The sequence below is a fragment of the Oceanivirga salmonicida genome, from assembly GCF_001517915.1.
GTDB classification, from domain to species: Bacteria; Fusobacteriota; Fusobacteriia; order Fusobacteriales; family Leptotrichiaceae; genus Oceanivirga; species Oceanivirga salmonicida.
Genome location: NZ_LOQI01000013.1, coordinates 1 through 17,530 on the forward strand (window position 1 = coordinate 1; position 17,530 = coordinate 17,530).

Below are 17,530 nucleotides of genomic sequence, written 5' to 3' on the forward strand. Positions count from 1 at the left end.
TAATATGGATAATAACTAATATCATTTAAAAATCTATTATAAGCATAATCATTCTTAAAATCATCTATTCTTTGAATAAATCTATACTTAATTTCTTTATTTGTATAAGGGTCTTTCATACTTATATCTATAAAAGTTGCAGCAAATCCTTTCTTTATATCTACTTTTATTTTTTTGGGGTCTATAATAAGACCCCTCTCTTTTTCAAGTCTACTTGTTAACTCAATAGCTTCTTCACTTATTTTTTCCTCTTTTATTTTTTTGGGTGAAAATATAACAAATCCCACTATAACAATAATTAATAAAATTATTAATCCCATAAGTGTTAAATCTCTTTTCATTTTCATAACCAATTCCATCTTTCTTTTTTACTAATTTTTCTTTTAATGTCATAGTTTGTCTCCTTTAAATTATTTTGGTTGACTTCTTACTATTCCATTTTCATCTAAATAGTCATCAAATTCAATTTCTAAATCTATTACTTCGCCATCTTTTAATTGATATACATTCTCCCCTATAATAAATCTTCCCTCATAATCTATTGGTATCGCATCCATATTATTTGATGCAACTCTTACATTATATAACAACATATATATTAAATACATTTCTTTATGAAAATAATCTTCACCAACAAAAAGTCTTGTATCATCTCCAAATATATACCATTTTATTTCATTTTTTATTATCTCATTACTTGAATATATATAATCAATATAATAATCAGGGAATTTAATTTTTAATTGTTTTTCTATTTTTCTTATTTCATCTATATAAAGCATATTAAACCTCACCCCAACCTTTAATATAGTTTATCTTTACCATTCCAAATTCTTTTTCTTTTAGAACTTCTCTTGAAAAATAATCTTCAATATTTTCTGCCCAACCAATTATATCTGTATCAACTTTATGCATTATCTTATATATTTCTTGCTCATTTTCTTCTGTAATTACTGTATATCCGTTATAATCAATTGGAATAAGTTTGGCTACATTTAAAAGATATTCTTCTATAAAATACGCTGCTTCTACAATGTCTTCTGGCATACCTTCAAACTTTGGCCAATTGTCTTTACTAGAATAAAGTGATAACCATTCTGCCCTAAATGCATTAGCATCTTCTAATGCCCTTATTAATTTCATCACATTATTTTCACTAAAATCATTCCATATTATTGGATTATTGCCTGTTCTATCTTTTTCATCATAATAAACTTGAAATTCTTTTAGTAATTTTTTGTATGGTGGTGGAAATTTAATATTATAGAATAATTCCACTTTTTTTATTTCTTCATCAGTTAAACCATCTAATAACTTAATATTATTTTTTATTAATTTTTCTTTTAATGTCATATAAATTCCTACTTTCAATATTAATTAATTATTCTAAAATCTTTTTCTTTTTTTCTTTATATATACAGCTTTTAACATTTTTATTTCTCCTTTAATTTAATATTTTATAAAAATCTATAAAAAATGATGTGGAATATCTACTTCTATATCATATATATTATTAAAATTTATTTTTGCCATTACTCCCACTTCTTCATCTGCCTTAAAATAAAATTCAATTAATATATCTCCATTTTCTTCAAATGAATAATATATTGGTTTTACTAAGTCAATTATTTTTTCTTCTCCACTTAAATAATCTGTGAAATCATAGTATTCTGATAATAAGTCAAAATCTATCTCTATATAATCTTTTATTTTCTCTATTATTATATCAGAAATCATTTTTTCATTTGCTAGATATTTTCTATAACTTTCCCTTTGTATTTCTTCAATTCCTGTCTCTTCATCATCAGATATTAGAAATGATACTTCGCACTCTCTGTTAAATAATTTTATTTTATTTTTACTCCTCCATAAAGTTTCGTATTCTACTTCTCCAAATACTTCATCGTTATATTTTTTTATTTCTTTATTCTTATTCCTACTATAAAAATATTTTGCAATATCTACTTTCATATTATGTATATCATCAAAATCTATTTCTACTACTATTTCTTCATCTATATCTATATTAAAATCAAATTTAATTAATATAGACCCACTTTCTCTAAAAGTATACATTTTGGGTTTTATTAAATCAACTATTTTTTTATAACCACTTAAATAATCTCTAAAATCAGAATATTCTGAAAATAAGTCCAAATTTTTCTCTATACAATCTTTTATTTTTTCTAGCATTATATTAGAAATCTTTTTTTCATTTAATAAATATTTTCTATAACTTTCTCTTTGTATTTCTTTAATTCCTGCATAATCAAAATCAACTATTCTAAATGCTACTTCATAATCTCTATTAAATAACTTTATCTTATCATTTTTTCCCCAAACTATATTAAAAACTACTTCTCCAAATACCTCATCATTATATTTTTTCATTTCTTTCCACCCTTATTTATTTTAATTTTTATAAATAAAAATCTGTTACAGCATAATCTTAAAATAGCGATTTTTATATTTTATAAAAATTTATAGAAAAAATTCTGGAATATCTACTTCTATATCATATATATTGTTAAAATTTATTTTTGCCATTATTCCTTTTTCTACATACTCTTTATTCACTGTAAATTCAAAATCAATTAATATATCTCCATTTTCTTCAAATACATAATACATCGGTTTTACTAAATCAATTGTCTTTTCATTTCCATTTAAATAATTGGTTAAATCACAGTATTCAGATAAAAATTCAAAACTTTTTTTAATGTAATCTTCTATTTTCTCTATTATTATATCAGAAATTATTTTTTCATTTGCTAAATATTTTCTATAACTTTCCCTTTGTGTTTCTTTAATTTCTATATAATCATAATCAACTATGCTAAAGCTTACTTCATACTCTCTATTAAATAATTTCATTTTATCATTTTTTTCCCAATCTGTATTAAAAATTACTTCTCCAAATACTTCATCGTTATATTTTTTTATTTCTTTATTTTTATCTCTTGCATAAAAATATTTAGCAATATCTACTTTCATATTACATATATCATCAAATTCTATTTCTGCTACTATTTCCTCATCTATATCTATATTAAAATCAAATTCAATTAATATAGAACCATCTTCTCTAAAAGTATACCTTTTTGGTTTTATTAAATCTGCTATTTTTTTATAACCACTTAAATAATCGCTAAAAGTAGAGCATTCTGAAAATAAGTCCAAATTTTTCTCTATACAATCTTTTATTTTTTCTAGCATTATATCAGAAATCATTTTTTCATTTGTTAAATATTTTTTATAACTTTCCTTTTGCGTTTCTTTAATTGCTGTAGCTTCAAAATTAACTATTATAAATACTACTTCATAATCTCTATTAAATAACTTTATTTTTTCTTTTTTTCTCCAACTCATACCAAAAACTACTTCTCCAAATACTTCATCATTATATTCTTCCACTTTTTTTCTCCTTTTATAATTAACTAGCATAAATTATAAATAATATTTTTACTTCAATCTATATATTATTCTTAATTTTTATAGTATATTTATATCATGTTTTTAAAAAAATACAAACATTTTTTCTAATTAGTAATTTATTGGAAGCATAATTAGCATAATTTTAATTTATTTGAAAAAAATATATTTCCGAATTATAATTTAGTGTAAACAAAATGTAAAAGGAGGAAGAAATATGATTAATGCATATGGTGCAATAGCTGGTCTTTTATTAGCAATATTTTTAATAATCAAAAAATTTAATCCAGCATATTCTTTAATATTAGGTTCTTTAATTGGTGGATTACTAGGAGGTGCTAACTTAACAGAAACAGTAGACTTTATGATTATGGGTGCTAAAGGCATGATACCTGCTATACTTAGAATTATAACAGCAGGAGTTTTAGCAGGAGTTTTAATAGAAACAGGTTCTGCTGCTAAAATTGCCGATACTATAATAAAAACATTTGGTAAAGATAAGGCAATTCTTGCAATGATATTCTCAACTTTCATACTTACAGCAGTAGGAGTATTTATAGATATATCTGTAATTACAGTTGCTCCCATAGCTTTAGCAGTAGCAAAGAAATCTAATATAACTAAAACAGCCGTTTTAATTGCTATGATAGGTGGCGGAAAAGCAGGAAATATAATATCACCTAACCCTAATGCAATTGCTGCTGCCGAATCATTTAATTTACCATTAACCTCTGTTATGTTTGCAGGAATAATACCAGCAATAGCAGGTATAATAATTACAATAATTATAGCGAAATTTTTAATTAAAAAAGGAAGCTCTATAAATGATAGTGATATAGAAGAAATAACAATAGAATTACCCAATTTATTTTCAAGTATAATAGGTCCATTAGTTGCTATATTCCTATTAGCATTAAGACCAATAGCAGGAATAATAGTAGATCCATTAATAGCCCTTCCTACAGGTGGTGTTGTTGCTTGCATAGCAACAGGTAAATTTAAACATATCTCTGACTATTGCAAAGTAGGATTATCTAAAATGTCAGGAGTTGCCATTATATTAATAGGAACTGGAACAGTTGCAGGAATAATAGCAAATTCAAATATTAAAGTAATAATGACTGCAATATTAGATTCAACTGGAGCCCCAGCATTTTTACTAGCTCCTTTAGCAGGTATATTAATGTCAGCAGCAACTTCATCAACTACTTCAGGAACTGCAGTAGCAAGTCAAGTATTTGGTCCTACAATAATACAATTAGGTGTAGAACCCATAGCTGGAGCCGCTATGATACATTCTGGAGCAACAGTATTAGACCATTTACCACATGGAAGTTTTTTCCATGCAACAGGTGGAGCAGTTAATATGAATATTAGAGAAAGATTAACATTAATACCTTATGAATCATTAGTAGGTCTAACTATGACTATAGTTTCTACTATTATATTCGGGATTATAGGAGGTTAATACTGTGAAAATATTAATAGCACCAGATTCATTTAAGGAATCAATGAGTGCAAAAGAAGTTTGTGATATTATAGAAAAAGCAATATTAGATATAGATTGCAAAGCAGAAATAATAAAAGTTCCTATGGCTGATGGTGGAGAAGGAACAGTAGATTCACTTTGTGATAGTTTAAACGGTAAAATGATTTACTTAAATGTTAAAAATCCATTGGGTGAAATCATTAAGGCAAAATATGCTATTGCAAAAGATACAGCAATAATTGAAATGGCAAGTGCATCAGGACTAGAATTAATACCAAAAGATAAGAGAAACCCATATTATACTACTACTTATGGAACAGGTGAATTAATTTTAGATGCTATAAAAAATGGTGCAAAAAATATAATAATAGGAATAGGTGGTAGTGCTACAAATGATGCTGGTGTTGGTATGCTAATGGCTCTTGGTGCAAAAATATTAGATAAAAATGGTAATCCTATTAAACAAGGTGGTAAGTATCTAAGTGATATAGTTAGTATAGATATAAGCAATGTTCCTAAGGTAAATATAACAGTTGCTTGTGATGTAGATAATATTTTAACTGGTCCTAAAGGTTCTAGTCATGTATTTGGCAAACAAAAAGGAGCTAGTCCTGAAATGATAGAAGTTTTAGATAAAAATCTTAAACATTTTGCACATATAGTTAGAACTAACTTGAATAAAGAAATAGAATTTACTAATGGTAGTGGTGCTGCTGGCGGATTAGGTGCTGCCTTATTACTTATAGGTGCAAAACTTCAAAAAGGAATAGATATAGTTGTAGATATAAATAAATTAGAAGAAAAAATGAAAACTGTTGATTTAGTAATTACAGGAGAAGGTAAGATGGATAGTCAAACTAGATTTGGTAAAACTCCTTATGGAGTGGCAAAACTTGCCAAAAAATTAAATAAACCTGTTATTAGTTTTTCTGGAGGACTAGCAGCAGATAGTGAAATTTTAACTGAATATGGTTTTGATGCAATGTTTAGTATATTAAATAATGTAACAGATTTAGAAACTGCATTAAAAAATGGGAAAGAAAATCTTTATAATACAACTAAAAATGTGTTTAGATTATTAAATTTAAAGATTAAATAATTTATAATAATATAGATTTGTCTTTTTTAATTTTTTAAGATACAATAGTAGTATAATAAAATTGGGAGGTTTCATTTTTATGAAAAAGTTAAAATTATTATTATTAACAATATTAACAGTTAGTACTATTGCTGTTTCAAAAGGACCTAAAGTTCCTTATACTCATCAAGGATTTTATACAAATGAAGCAGTACAAAAAGCGGTACATTTTGTCTCAGTTGATGATATTAAAAAAAGTTTAGAAGGACAAGCTCCTATGACAGTAAGTTTTGATATTGATGATACTTTATTATTATCAAGTGGGTATTTCCACTATGGATTTACTTTTGGTAAAAATCATGGTTGGGGTTCAACTCCAAGAGAAGTATTAAATTCACAAGGTTTTTGGGATTATGTTTATGAACAAGAAGATAAAAATTCTATACCTAAAAAATCTGCAAAAGAACTTATTAAAATGCATTTAGAAAGAGGAGATAAAATAGTATTTATTACTGGTAGAACACCACATAGTAAAGCCAAAAATGGAATAGTTAATGGTACTGCTAAGGTGCTACAAATGTATTTTGAAATGCCTACCCCTGCACCTATATGGTATAGAGAAAATAAGGATTTAAGTGGATTTAAACATAAGAAAACTCTTTATATCAAAAAAGTCGGTTCAAAACTGCATTATGGAGATGATGACGATGATATTTTATCAGCAAGAGAAGCTGGTATACGTGGAATCAGAGTACAAAGATCTTATTCTTCAACTAATCCACAAAAATTAAATGGTGGTTATGGAGAAGAAGTTTTAATTAATTCAGCTTGGTAAAATTATATAATTATGAAAGGAGATATATATTATAGTTTACAACTAAAATATATTAAAAAGAAATGAAGAAAAAAATTATTATTAACTTATTGGTTTTAGCGGGAATAATGTCTTGTTCTAATACTTCTACTTTTATGACTGATAGTGTTACAACAATTTCTAAAGTGCAAGGAGTTGCACATAGATCTGCATTAGAAGGAAAAAAAGTTACAAATGTAGAAGGAGTTGTAACAGCATTATATAAAGATAAATATCATAATGGTTTCTATATTCAAAGTAGAAAAGATGATAAAAACCCTAGAACTTCTGAAGGTATATATGTAGAAAACAAAGCGAATTTTAATGTTGAAAAAGGAGATTTAGTAAAAGTAAGTGGTTTAGTTAAAGAAATACAATTTTCTAAACCTAATCCAAATGATTTAACTGTAACTTCAATATTTGCTGATGAAATTACACTTATCCAAAAAAATGTAGAAGTTAAACCTATTATATTTGATGCTTCTAAAATTCCTTTTAATATTCATACAGGAAATAAAGTAGATAAATTAGATATAACTAAAAATGCGTTAGATTATTATGAATCTTATGAATCTATGTTAGTTAAAGTAAAAGATGCTGTTGTTGTTGGAATAGCAGAAAAATATGGAGAAATAGCAGTAATTGCTGATAATGGTAAATACGCTACAAATAGAACTAATAATGGTGGTATTAGATATACATATGATAATGAGCAAACACAAAAATTAATAGTTATTGATAAATTTATAAAAATAACAAAAGATAATAAATTCATAGATCCTAATTTCACTCCTAATCCTGGTGATAAATTTGAAGGAGATTTAGAAGGAATTATAGGATTTGATTATTCGGATTATAAACTATATAACACTAAACAATTACCTAGATTAATAGATATGACTACAAAAGTAGATACTAATAAATTTGCATATGATAAAAATTCTTTAAGTGTAGTTTCATATAATATTGAAAACTTTACAATTGCTGATGGTTTAGATAGAGTTATTGAATTAGCAAAACAAGTTAATACTGTACTTAATAAAGCTGATATCATTACTTTAATAGAAGTTGGAGATGATGATGGTGGTAATAATGGTAAAACTGACGTTATAAGTGCTGATAAAACTCTAACTGCTATTGTAGAACAAATTAAAAAAGAAACTGGTTTAGAATATGGTTATTTAACTGTTAACCCAGAAGATGGAAAAGATGGTGGTTGGCCTGCTATGCATATAAGAAATGCTATACTATATAGAAAAGATAGAGTTTCTGTTCCATATATTAATGAAGGTCCATCTAATGTAGATACTGGAATAAAAAATGGTAAATTAGTATACAATCCAGGTAGATTAGGAACAGCTAATCCTAACTTCGCTGAAGTAAGAAAACCATTAGTTGCTCATCTAAAATTTGGAGAATATGATGTTTTTGTTGTGGCTAATCACTTAAAATCAAAAAGATCAGATGATAAATTAAATGGTTTAACAAGACCTGTTGTAAGAAGATCAGAAAATGTAAGAATACCAGAAGGTAAATACATAGGAGAATTCTTACAAGAATTATCTAAAAATTTCCCTGATGCTATAATAATGTCTATGGGAGATATGAATGATTTCGAATTTTCTCAAACATTAAAAGAAATGAAAACAGATTTAATGGTGAATACGGTAGAATTATTACCTGAAAATGAAAGACATACTTATGTTTATAAAGGAAATTCACAAGTATTAGATAGTTTATTAGTAAATAAAAAATATGAAAAAAATATTAATGTAGATATACTTAATATAAATTCAGAATTTACTAAATCACAAGGGTATTTCAGTGATCATGACCCTATATATATACAAATAAAATTAAAATAATATAATTAAGAATAATATTAAGATAAGGTGTTCTATCCTTTTTAGATGAACACCTTATTTTCTTTTTTTATTATTATTAACATTATTATTCCAAATATTAGTTCTATTAATATTTGTATTATTGTTACACCCGCTATATTAGCAGATACATAACCACCAGTTATTACCGCAAAATCCCAAAGTGCATGATAAATCATAAGTGGTATTAAATTTTTTAATTCTACATTTATACAAGCAAATGCTATTCCTATAAAAAATGTCATTATAACTTGTATAAGCATTTGTAAGAAGGTTATTCCACCAAAAAAATTTACTGAGTGTAATAATGCAAATGCTAAACTAGATATTAAAATTGCATTTACCTTACTTCTACTTTTTAAAAATGTTGTTAATACTATTCCTCTGTATATAAGTTCCTCTGAAAATCCGACAAATAATGTTGTTATAAATATTTTAAAAATTAATCCATAACTTTTATTTGTAAAATCCCCAGTTGCAAAAATCAAAATTAAAATTATAACTAAATTTATTGCCATTACCATAAATACCAGTAAAAATAACTTATTGGCAGATTTATTCCAATTATTAAGTGCATATCCTTTAAAATATTTAAAATACATTATGATAGAAAATATACTCATAACTATTTCAAAATATAATAAAATATTAACCATTTCAGGATTTTCATATGTTAAACCAAAAATACTATGTAATGTAAACATTCCACTTGCAATTATCATTGTATAAATTATTGCTGAAAAAATTGATATTTTTTCTTTTTTATTCATAAAAGCCTCCATATTTTTTTGATTAATGGTATCATATATTGTAAACTATTTCAATATATGGTATATTTAAAGAAAATGAAGGAGGAATTTATATGGCTTGTACTACTATTCTTGTTGGAAAAAATGCTAGTTATGACGGATCTACTTTGGTGGCTCGTAATGAAGATTCAGGAGCATCAGGGTTTATGCCAAAAAAAATGGTTGTTGTCAAAAAAAATGAAAACCCTAAAAAGTATATCTCTGTATTATCAAAGGTAGAAATAGATTTACCTGAAAAAAGTATGCATTATACTGCTACTCCTAATGCTATTAAAAAACAAGGTCTTTGGGCTTGTTGTGGTGTTAATGAACTTAATATTTCTATGAGTGCTACTGAAACTATAACAGCAAATGAAAGAGTTTTAGGTGCTGATCCATTAGTTAAAACTGGTATTGGAGAAGAAGATATGGTAACTATAACTCTACCATATATTAAATCTGCTCGTGAAGGAGTTATAAGACTTGGTGCTTTACTTGAAAAATATGGAACATACGAAATGAACGGTATAGCATTTCAAGATGAAAACGAAATATGGTGGCTAGAAACTATTGGTGGGCATCATTGGATGGCTAAACGTGTGCCTGATAATGAATATGTGGTTATGCCTAATCAATTAGGTATAGATAGTTTTGATTTAAAAGATGCTTTCGGTAAACAAAAAGAACATATGTGTTCTAGCGATTTAAAAGAATTTATAACTAAATATCATCTTGACCTTAGAAATAACGATGATGAAATATTTAATCCTAGACATGCCTTTGGAACTAATACAGATGCTGACCATGTATATAATACACCAAGAGCATGGGTAATACAAAGATACTTTAATCGTAATTGGAATTTATGGGATGGAACAGAAGCTGATTATAGACCAGATTCAGATGATATACCATGGAGTAGAGTTCCAGAAAAGAAAATAACTATTGAAGATATTAAATATGTATTATCTCATCATTTCCAAGGAACACCTTATGATCCTTACATAAAACGTGGAGATACTTCTTATAAAGGAGCATTTAGACCAATAGGAATTAATCGTAATAATGTTCTTGGATTAGTACAAATAAGACCATATATGCCTAAAGATATAAAAGCTATACAATGGATGGCTTTTGGTTCTAATGTATTTAATGCTATAGTTCCATTTTATGTAAATGTTGATGCTTTTCCAAAGTATTTCTCAAATACAACAGATAAAGTAACTACAAATAATTTTTATTGGACAAATAGAATAATAGCAGCATTAGCAGATGCAAACTTTAATGCTACTAGTTCTCATATAGAACGTTATCAAATTAAAGTTTTATCAATGGGAAATAATTTAGTTAATAAATATGATGCATTATGTGATAAGAAAAATTCTAAGAAAATTAGTGAAAAAGCAAATGAAGAAATTACAAAAATGGTACAAAAAGAAACAGAAGATTTATTAAATAAAGTACTACTTAGTGCAAGTTTAAATATGAAAAACGGATTTGCAAGATCTGATGCATAATTATATGAAAGGGTTATATGAAAAAACAAAGATTAGAAGCATTTAGTGATGGAGTTCTAGCGATTATTATTACTATAATGGTATTAGAATTTAAGGCTCCAAAAGGACATGATTTTAAAGATTTAGTAGAAGTTATGCCAATTTTTATAAGTTATGTCAGTAGTTTTTTCTTTATTTCAATTTATTGGATAAATCATCATAATTTATTGCAAGCTACAACTAAAGTAAATTCAAAAATTTTATGGTCTAACCTACACTTATTATTTTGGTTATCATTGATACCTTTTGCTACTTCATGGTTAGGAAGAAGAGAAATATACAATGCACCAGTAATTTTGTATTCAACAATATTATTTTTATCTAGAATAACTTATTCTAGATTAGCATATAATATAGCGAAAAATGAAGGAGAAAATTCACATTTATCAAAAGCGTTAAATAATAATAAAAAAGGAAGATTAATAACTTTTTTAAATTTTTTAGCGATAATAATTGCATTTTATAACCCTTTATTTACAAGCATATTTTTAATATTAGTAGCAATTAGTTGGATTATTCCTAATAAACAAATAGAAAAAGCATATCATTTAATGACAAATAAATAAAATTATAAAAAAATCTGAGTTCATTTATAACGAATTCAGATTTTTATTTTTATAATAATTTTTCTATATCATCACATATTTTTTCAGGTTCTGTATTAGGAGCAAATCTTTTAACTACATTTCCATTTTTATCTATTAAAAACTTAGTAAAATTCCATTTTATGCTACTTCCTAAAAGTCCACTTTTTTGTTCTTTTAAATATGTATAAAGTTTATGTTCATTTTCTCCATTAACTTCAATTTTTTCCATTATAGGAAAAGTTACACCAAAATTTAACTTACACTCACTAGCAACTTTATCTGCTGGGTCTGGTTCTTGTTCTCCAAATTGATTACAAGGGAAACCTAAGATTATAAAGCCATCTTTTCCATAAGTTTCATATAATTTTTGTAGACCTAAATATTGTTTAGTAAAACCACACTTACTTGCAACATTTACTATAAGTATAACCTTATCTTTATATTCACTTAACTTAATTTCCTCTCCATTTGATTTTTTTACTTCTATATCATATAACATTTTCATCACTCCTTTTCAATTATTGTAACATTAAAATACTTATTTTAACAAGTTTTTAATTCTCTATATTTAAAATTTTCCAAATATTTTCTTTAATTACATTTATATTTTATTCCTGTTCATTTCTCATTCTAAACCTTATTTTAAATTTACTACTTTTAATACTTGTATCATTAAGTCTTTAAAGTGCCATAAGTTGAGTTCTTGCAAGTTTTCTAAGTTCAATCATTCTATTTGATTGACTTATTCCTTTTTCTATTATAATCTTTTGCCTAGCATTTATTTTATCTCTTTATTTTCTAAAACAACAATTCACTTGATGGTCATTTACCATACCAATAGACTGCATATATGCATATATTATGGTTGAACCAACGAAACTCATTCCCCTTTTTTTCAAATCTTTTGAAATAAGGTCTGAAAGTTCTGTTTTTACTGGAACTTCTGATAATTTTCCAAACTTATTTTTTATTGGCTTATGACCAACAAATTCCCATATATATTTAGAAAAACTACCAAATTCTTTTTGAATTTCCATAAATACTCTAGCATTTTTTATTGTAGAATTTATCTTTAATTTATTTCTAACTATACCCTCATTTTGTATAAGTTCATTTATCTTATTTTCATCATATTTTGCTATCTTTTTATAATCAAAATTATCAAATGCTCGTCTATAATTTTCTCTTTTTTTTAAAATAGTTTCCCAAGAAAGACCTGCCTGAGCCCCTTCTAATATTAGCATTTCAAATAATATATCATCATCAAATTTGGGGACTCCCCATTCATTATCATGATACTTAACATAATCTAGATTATTTAATTTAACCCAATCACAACGCTTTTTATTTTCCATTTTCTTTTTCTATTTTAAGAAGTCTTTTCTTTACAGCAAGTCCTCCTCCATAGCCTCCTAGTTCTCCATTTGAATTAATAACTCTATGACAAGGGATTATAACAGAAATGGCATTTGCTCCATTTGCTCCTGCTACAGCCCTAACAGCCTTAGGATTATTAATCTTATTTGCTAAATCTAAATATGAAACAGTTTGACCATAAGGTATATTTATAAGTTCTGTCCATACTTGTTTTTGAAAATCTGTCCCTACTGTTAATAAAGGAATATTAAATTTTTTTCTTTTTCCTTCTAAATACTCATCAATTTGTTTTTTCGTTTTAATAATAAGTTTAGTCTCTTTTTCTACAAATTCTGCTTGTAATTCCTTTTTTATTCTATTATCAACTGTTGTTCTCATTCTACGCCAACGAAAATCTAAAAGACATAATTTATTTTCATAAGAACCTATTATAAGTTCTCCTATCTTTGTTTTATAATAAAAAACATTTATTTCATTCATTATTTTATCTCCATTTAATCTATTTCATATTTACCAATTGAATACAAATAATCTTTTAACATTTCAATTCCATCATCTTTTATAGATAAATATATACTTTTAGCATGACCACTTTCAGAGAAAAATCTTATTACAGTCTTAGTAAATACCCAATTTTGCTCTTTATAAATTTTAAAATAATTATATAAACTTAAATCAACAAAACTTTCATATTTAAAATCTATTAAAAGATTATCAACTATTTCAACATTATTAATTTCAAATGTTGCTAATCCCTCATTATAATTAGTAAGTCCTGTATCTTCGCTTTCTTTTAAAAATTTAACTGTTTTTCTACAATTTATGTATTTTCTGAAAAAACTACTAATAAATATAATAATCATTGCAAAAACTCTAATATCATAAATTAATCTATCAAAAATAATGTCAAGCCAATTTTGTCTTTCTAATGCATATTCATAAATATAACTGTCCCAATCTTTATATTGATTTTTAAGATTTTCTATATCTTCATTAAGTATTTTTTCTATCTTCCCCTTAACTTCAATAATATTCTTTTCACTTGCATTTTTTAAAACTGAAATTTTGTCTTTATCTCTTGAAAAAATTATAATTATTTCATTATTATCTGTTAATGCATGAACAATATGTTCATTGGTTTCATTTTCATATTCTTCTCCTACTGAAACAATATTAACACTACGATATCTTTCATTCGTTATATTGTTTGGAGTTAATTTTTCATATTCTACATTAAGGGCATCATAAAATAATCCTGCTGCTAACATTAATAATAATAGTACTAAAAACCTATATTTCCAAAGCCTTTTTTTCATTCTTTTTAATCTATTCACATGTACCTCCAAATATTTGTATTTTTCATCAATTTAACCTAAATAATCTATTAATATATCAAGTTCTCGTTTATTCATTTTAGGTAATTTTATTTTTATATTTTCGTTTTTAGAAAAACATTCTAATTCAAAATATGTTGTAATAAAACCATATGCTTTATGCTCTATAATTTTAAAACTACTGTATTTTTCTAAATTAATAACAGAACCCCACCTAAGCTCTATTAAGTAATCATCAACTATTTCAATATATTTACTAATTTTTAATGTTGTTTCTTTTGTATTATAATCACTTTCAAGTAAAAAGTTAATAGCTTTTTTACTTTTTCTAAAACTCATTATTTTTATTACAGACAATATTAAAAATATTAGTATTATATATGCCGAAAATGAATATCTCACCCACATACTCTCAATATGAAAAGAATAGTTATAAAATGGAGTGTCTTTATCTGCATATGATTTTTCTAAAAATTCAATACTTTTTTCAGAAAGATTTTTTAATTCTCCCTCAATAAGAATTTTATTAGTTTCGCTTGCCTTTTTTAAATTTACAAAATTCTCTTCATTCTTTGAAGTTACTAGAATTACTTCATTATTATCAGTTAAAGTATGTGCAAAATAGGTTTTAGAGTTTTCGTTGTATGATACTTCTCCTGTTAAAATAATATAGGCTTTACGCTTTACAGAATCTCTTGCATTATCCATATTTAAATTTTCATAATTTATAGATATAATTTTTAAAATAAACATTAATAATATTCCAAAAATAAAAAATGCGAATATATTTTCTTTCATTTGATTTTTTTTAATTTTTTCTACTCTCGTCATAATGCCCCCTAGTAAATTACTTCTACTTTTTCAGTAATTAACTTTAAATGCTCTGCCAATATCTTTATTTTTTCATCATTCATTCTTGATAATCCTATTTTTTTATTACCATTTTTAGAAAAGCAATCTAGCATTATATGTGTTGTAAAAAATAGAAATTTTCTTTTTTCAATTCTAAATTTATCATATAGGTTCAAATCAATAAATTGTCCCCATCTAAGTTCAAATAATATATTATCTACTATTTCAGTATATTTATTAAATTTTAATGTTGCTTCCTTTGTATTATATTCACTTTCTTTTAAAAATTGAAATACTTTTTTATTTTTTATAAATGCTATAATAAATACCAATGCCAAACCAGCAAAAAAGATAATTTCAAAAATTTTTCCTACTGAAATTCTATCCCATATATGCGTTGAATTTAAACTATATTCATAAATATAATTATCGCTATTAATATATATTTCTTTTAATTTTTTAATACTTGTGTCACGAAGTTTTAATAACTTACCTTTAAACTCAATTATATTATTTTCATTTGCATTTTTTAAATTCAAAAGTTCATTTTTGTTTTTTGAAGTGATTAAAATTATTTCATTATTGTCAGTTAATGTATGAATGAAATAAAAATTTTCATTAACTTTCACAACTTCATCTCCTATTTCAACAATATCAACACTTCTATAAGTACCAGTAATTGCATTATTTGGAGTTAATTTCTTATATGATATAAAAATACTTTCTGAAAGTAATAATACAGTTAATAAAATCATCATTATAATATATTTGATTTGATTTTTTCTAATCTTTCCTGTTCTTGTCATAATGCCCCCTATATAATAAATTTAAATTTTTTCTTATTGTATCATATATTATTGTTTTTTTAAATTATAAATGTTAATATTTAGTAGACAAACTTGAAAGGAAAAAATATATGAAAATAATAATATCTCCAAGTAAAACTAAAGATTTTAGTCCCAAACATAAATTTAATGACAATCTTTTCCCAGAAAAAACTTTAGAACTAAAAAAAATATTAGATAAATTATCAAACAAAGAATTATCTAAAATATTAAAATATACAGATATAGATAAGCTTGATTATTCAAAGAAAAATATGAATGCAGCCATATACACATATAACGGGCTAGTTTTCAAAAACATAGACATAGCCACCTTAGATGCGAACTTATCCAATCTTTACATACTGTCAGCCTATTACGGGCTTCTAAGAGCATATGATGGTATAAGTAACTACCGTTTAGATATGAACAATAACATAGTTAAGGGAAGTTATAAGAATATGTATGATTTTTGGTCTAATATATATGACTATTTCATAAATGAAGATTTTGTTATAAACCTTGCTTCAAAAGAATATGCTAAAATGATAAATCCCATAAATGTTATTAATATAGAATTTTGGACTTTAAAAAACGGAAAATTTAAACAATTATCAACTGCCTCAAAAATATTAAGAGGTAAATTTGCTAGATATATTTTAGAAAATAATATTACAAAATTAGATGATATAAAAAAAATCAATATTGATAACTACAAGTTTAGTCAATCTGATTCTGATAATAATAATTTTATATTTAAAGGAGAATAAGAAATGAGTAAAAAAATAATATTTTTAATACTTTTAGAAATAGCCTCCATTCCTTTACTTATATATCCAGGAGTTTTAATTATTTCAATTTCAGCATTAGATAGCTCAATAGACACAGATATATTATTAAAAATTTTTTATATTGCTTGTTTAGTGTACCCTATATCTTTATTTATAGGTTGGAGGGCTTATAGACGTAATAATTATTACTTAACATTGATACCGTATTTTAATCTGATATTTTGTGGTATTTTATTTTTTGTACTATTTCAATAAAAAAAGAAAGGAATAAACATGAAACTAGATAAAACAGAAGCATTAACTTTAAATATAATTTCTACTATATTATTAGTAATATATTTTTCATTATATATATTACTTAGATTAGTTGTCTCTGGATTTTACGATGAAAATACTCCTATTATAACAAAAATTTTAACGACAGGTCTATTTTTTTCAATTATATGTTACCCTATATCTGTATTTATTGCATGGTTAAACTTTTTTATTAAAAATTATTCTTTTGCATCACTACCATACTATAATATGTTTATTATATTTATACTATTACTAGTATTATAAAAATCAATGCCTAAAAAAGACATAATCATTTTTTAAAAATATATAATTAAATCATATTGTATTCTCTTAATATTTAAGTTATTATAACATTACAAAATGTAAATTTATCAAAAATATTAGGAGGG

The 17,530-nt window shown here is 24.9% G+C and carries 21 protein-coding genes; 9 read left to right on the top strand and 12 right to left on the bottom strand.

What is annotated here, in order from left to right; translation table 11 throughout:
• From AWT72_RS02725 to AWT72_RS02745, 5 genes are all read right to left on the bottom strand, one after another.
• On the bottom strand, positions 1 to 347 hold a 347-nt coding region (locus tag AWT72_RS02725), incomplete at its 3' end, for a hypothetical protein (protein ID WP_156413069.1).
• A gap of 63 nt (positions 348 to 410) precedes the next feature.
• Positions 411 to 782 (bottom strand): hypothetical protein, encoded by a 372-nt coding sequence (locus AWT72_RS02730; RefSeq protein ID WP_067140443.1) that lies wholly within the window; start codon positions 780 to 782, stop codon positions 411 to 413.
• Between the two features lies 1 nt (position 783).
• A complete protein-coding gene (locus tag AWT72_RS02735; protein ID WP_067140447.1) occupies positions 784 to 1,353 on the bottom strand; it encodes an SMI1/KNR4 family protein in 570 nt (189 codons plus the stop codon).
• Between the two features lie 114 nt (positions 1,354 to 1,467).
• On the bottom strand, positions 1,468 to 2,391 hold the full coding sequence (locus AWT72_RS02740) for a DUF6985 domain-containing protein (protein WP_067140450.1): 924 nt from the start codon (positions 2,389 to 2,391) through the stop codon (positions 1,468 to 1,470).
• Positions 2,392 to 2,481: 90 nt separating this feature from the next.
• Positions 2,482 to 3,414 (bottom strand): DUF6985 domain-containing protein, encoded by a 933-nt coding sequence (locus tag AWT72_RS02745; protein WP_067140453.1) that lies wholly within the window; start codon positions 3,412 to 3,414, stop codon positions 2,482 to 2,484.
• A 235-nt stretch (positions 3,415 to 3,649) separates the two neighbouring features.
• Between AWT72_RS02745 and AWT72_RS02750 the strand changes: the two genes are divergently transcribed.
• The 4 genes from AWT72_RS02750 (at position 3,650) to AWT72_RS02765 (ending at position 8,717) form a co-directional block, all read left to right on the top strand.
• On the top strand, positions 3,650 to 4,900 hold the full coding sequence (locus AWT72_RS02750; protein WP_067140456.1) for a GntP family permease: 1,251 nt from the start codon (positions 3,650 to 3,652) through the stop codon (positions 4,898 to 4,900).
• 4 nt (positions 4,901 to 4,904) lie between these two features.
• A complete protein-coding gene (locus AWT72_RS02755) occupies positions 4,905 to 6,020 on the top strand; it encodes a glycerate kinase (protein ID WP_067140459.1) in 1,116 nt (371 codons plus the stop codon).
• A gap of 79 nt (positions 6,021 to 6,099) precedes the next feature.
• Complete coding sequence (gene aphA / locus AWT72_RS02760) at positions 6,100 to 6,834, top strand: acid phosphatase AphA (protein ID WP_067140462.1); 735 nt, start codon at positions 6,100 to 6,102, stop codon at positions 6,832 to 6,834.
• Positions 6,835 to 6,896: 62 nt separating this feature from the next.
• Positions 6,897 to 8,717, top strand: coding sequence for a DUF8508 domain-containing protein (locus AWT72_RS02765; RefSeq protein ID WP_067140465.1), 1,821 nt, complete (start codon positions 6,897 to 6,899; stop codon positions 8,715 to 8,717).
• Positions 8,718 to 8,758: 41 nt separating this feature from the next.
• Here AWT72_RS02765 and AWT72_RS02770 read toward each other — a convergent pair whose 3' ends face one another.
• Positions 8,759 to 9,505, bottom strand: a complete 747-nt coding sequence (locus AWT72_RS02770) for a CPBP family intramembrane glutamic endopeptidase (RefSeq protein ID WP_067140468.1) — start codon at positions 9,503 to 9,505, stop codon at positions 8,759 to 8,761.
• Between the two features lie 92 nt (positions 9,506 to 9,597).
• On the opposite strand from AWT72_RS02770, the gene AWT72_RS02775 reads away from it, so the two are divergent.
• Together AWT72_RS02775 and AWT72_RS02780 are read left to right on the top strand one after the other, a co-directional pair.
• A complete protein-coding gene (locus AWT72_RS02775) occupies positions 9,598 to 11,040 on the top strand; it encodes a C69 family dipeptidase (protein WP_067140471.1) in 1,443 nt (480 codons plus the stop codon).
• Between the two features lie 17 nt (positions 11,041 to 11,057).
• Positions 11,058 to 11,645, top strand: coding sequence for a TMEM175 family protein (locus tag AWT72_RS02780; RefSeq protein ID WP_067140474.1), 588 nt, complete (start codon positions 11,058 to 11,060; stop codon positions 11,643 to 11,645).
• A gap of 49 nt (positions 11,646 to 11,694) precedes the next feature.
• Here the strand turns inward: AWT72_RS02780 and AWT72_RS02785 are convergent, their stop codons facing one another.
• The 6 genes from AWT72_RS02785 to AWT72_RS02810 all read right to left on the bottom strand — a co-directional run bounded on the left by AWT72_RS02785 (position 11,695) and on the right by AWT72_RS02810 (position 16,035).
• On the bottom strand, positions 11,695 to 12,165 hold the full coding sequence (locus AWT72_RS02785) for a glutathione peroxidase (protein ID WP_306765419.1): 471 nt from the start codon (positions 12,163 to 12,165) through the stop codon (positions 11,695 to 11,697).
• A 292-nt stretch (positions 12,166 to 12,457) separates the two neighbouring features.
• The gene (locus AWT72_RS02790; protein WP_067140480.1) at positions 12,458 to 13,021 is read right to left on the bottom strand and encodes a DNA-3-methyladenine glycosylase I; all 564 of its coding nucleotides are present in this window, start codon (positions 13,019 to 13,021) and stop codon (positions 12,458 to 12,460) included.
• Entirely contained in the window at positions 13,011 to 13,523 is a 513-nt protein-coding gene (locus tag AWT72_RS02795; RefSeq protein WP_067140482.1) for a methylated-DNA--[protein]-cysteine S-methyltransferase, read from the bottom strand. The genes AWT72_RS02790 and AWT72_RS02795 overlap by 11 nt, the downstream gene beginning before the upstream one ends.
• A 14-nt stretch (positions 13,524 to 13,537) precedes the next feature.
• Positions 13,538 to 14,377 carry a hypothetical protein gene (locus AWT72_RS02800; protein ID WP_067140485.1) on the bottom strand — a complete coding sequence of 280 codons (840 nt, stop codon included), beginning with the start codon at positions 14,375 to 14,377 and terminating at the stop codon, positions 13,538 to 13,540.
• A gap of 33 nt (positions 14,378 to 14,410) precedes the next feature.
• Positions 14,411 to 15,208 (bottom strand): hypothetical protein, encoded by a 798-nt coding sequence (locus tag AWT72_RS02805; protein ID WP_067140488.1) that lies wholly within the window; start codon positions 15,206 to 15,208, stop codon positions 14,411 to 14,413.
• An 8-nt stretch (positions 15,209 to 15,216) separates the two neighbouring features.
• Entirely contained in the window at positions 15,217 to 16,035 is an 819-nt protein-coding gene (locus tag AWT72_RS02810) for a hypothetical protein (RefSeq protein ID WP_067140491.1), read from the bottom strand.
• A 110-nt stretch (positions 16,036 to 16,145) separates the two neighbouring features.
• Here AWT72_RS02810 and AWT72_RS02815 point away from each other — a divergent pair, with 110 nt between their 5' ends.
• The 3 genes from AWT72_RS02815 to AWT72_RS02825 are packed head-to-tail and all read left to right on the top strand — an operon-like array spanning position 16,146 to position 17,405.
• Positions 16,146 to 16,823, top strand: coding sequence for a YaaA family protein (locus AWT72_RS02815; RefSeq protein WP_067140494.1), 678 nt, complete (start codon positions 16,146 to 16,148; stop codon positions 16,821 to 16,823).
• 3 nt (positions 16,824 to 16,826) lie between these two features.
• Positions 16,827 to 17,099: a hypothetical protein gene (locus tag AWT72_RS02820; RefSeq protein WP_067140498.1), complete on the top strand. Its 273-nt coding sequence runs from the start codon at positions 16,827 to 16,829 to the stop codon at positions 17,097 to 17,099.
• Between the two features lie 18 nt (positions 17,100 to 17,117).
• A complete protein-coding gene (locus tag AWT72_RS02825; protein WP_067140501.1) occupies positions 17,118 to 17,405 on the top strand; it encodes a hypothetical protein in 288 nt (95 codons plus the stop codon).
• The last annotated feature ends 125 nt before the right edge of the window (positions 17,406 to 17,530 follow it).

Excerpts from the sequence above, each read along its gene's own strand:
- AWT72_RS02730 (WP_067140443.1), bottom strand. The coding sequence starts at position 782 with ATGCTTTATATAGATGAAATAAGAAAAATAGAAAAACAATTAAAAATT.
- AWT72_RS02735 (WP_067140447.1), bottom strand. The coding sequence starts at position 1,353 with ATGACATTAAAAGAAAAATTAATAAAAAATAATATTAAGTTATTAGAT.
- AWT72_RS02740 (WP_067140450.1), bottom strand. The coding sequence starts at position 2,391 with ATGAAAAAATATAATGATGAGGTATTTGGAGAAGTAGTTTTTAATATA.
- AWT72_RS02750 (WP_067140456.1), top strand. The coding sequence starts at position 3,650 with ATGATTAATGCATATGGTGCAATAGCTGGTCTTTTATTAGCAATATTT.
- aphA (WP_067140462.1), top strand. The coding sequence starts at position 6,100 with ATGAAAAAGTTAAAATTATTATTATTAACAATATTAACAGTTAGTACT.
- AWT72_RS02765 (WP_067140465.1), top strand. The coding sequence starts at position 6,897 with ATGAAGAAAAAAATTATTATTAACTTATTGGTTTTAGCGGGAATAATG.
- AWT72_RS02770 (WP_067140468.1), bottom strand. The coding sequence starts at position 9,505 with ATGAATAAAAAAGAAAAAATATCAATTTTTTCAGCAATAATTTATACA.
- AWT72_RS02775 (WP_067140471.1), top strand. The coding sequence starts at position 9,598 with ATGGCTTGTACTACTATTCTTGTTGGAAAAAATGCTAGTTATGACGGA.
- AWT72_RS02780 (WP_067140474.1), top strand. The coding sequence starts at position 11,058 with ATGAAAAAACAAAGATTAGAAGCATTTAGTGATGGAGTTCTAGCGATT.
- AWT72_RS02785 (WP_306765419.1), bottom strand. The coding sequence starts at position 12,165 with ATGTTATATGATATAGAAGTAAAAAAATCAAATGGAGAGGAAATTAAG.
- AWT72_RS02790 (WP_067140480.1), bottom strand. The coding sequence starts at position 13,021 with ATGGAAAATAAAAAGCGTTGTGATTGGGTTAAATTAAATAATCTAGAT.
- AWT72_RS02795 (WP_067140482.1), bottom strand. The coding sequence starts at position 13,523 with ATGAATGAAATAAATGTTTTTTATTATAAAACAAAGATAGGAGAACTT.
- AWT72_RS02805 (WP_067140488.1), bottom strand. The coding sequence starts at position 15,208 with ATGACGAGAGTAGAAAAAATTAAAAAAAATCAAATGAAAGAAAATATA.
- AWT72_RS02810 (WP_067140491.1), bottom strand. The coding sequence starts at position 16,035 with ATGACAAGAACAGGAAAGATTAGAAAAAATCAAATCAAATATATTATA.
- AWT72_RS02815 (WP_067140494.1), top strand. The coding sequence starts at position 16,146 with ATGAAAATAATAATATCTCCAAGTAAAACTAAAGATTTTAGTCCCAAA.
- AWT72_RS02820 (WP_067140498.1), top strand. The coding sequence starts at position 16,827 with ATGAGTAAAAAAATAATATTTTTAATACTTTTAGAAATAGCCTCCATT.
- AWT72_RS02825 (WP_067140501.1), top strand. The coding sequence starts at position 17,118 with ATGAAACTAGATAAAACAGAAGCATTAACTTTAAATATAATTTCTACT.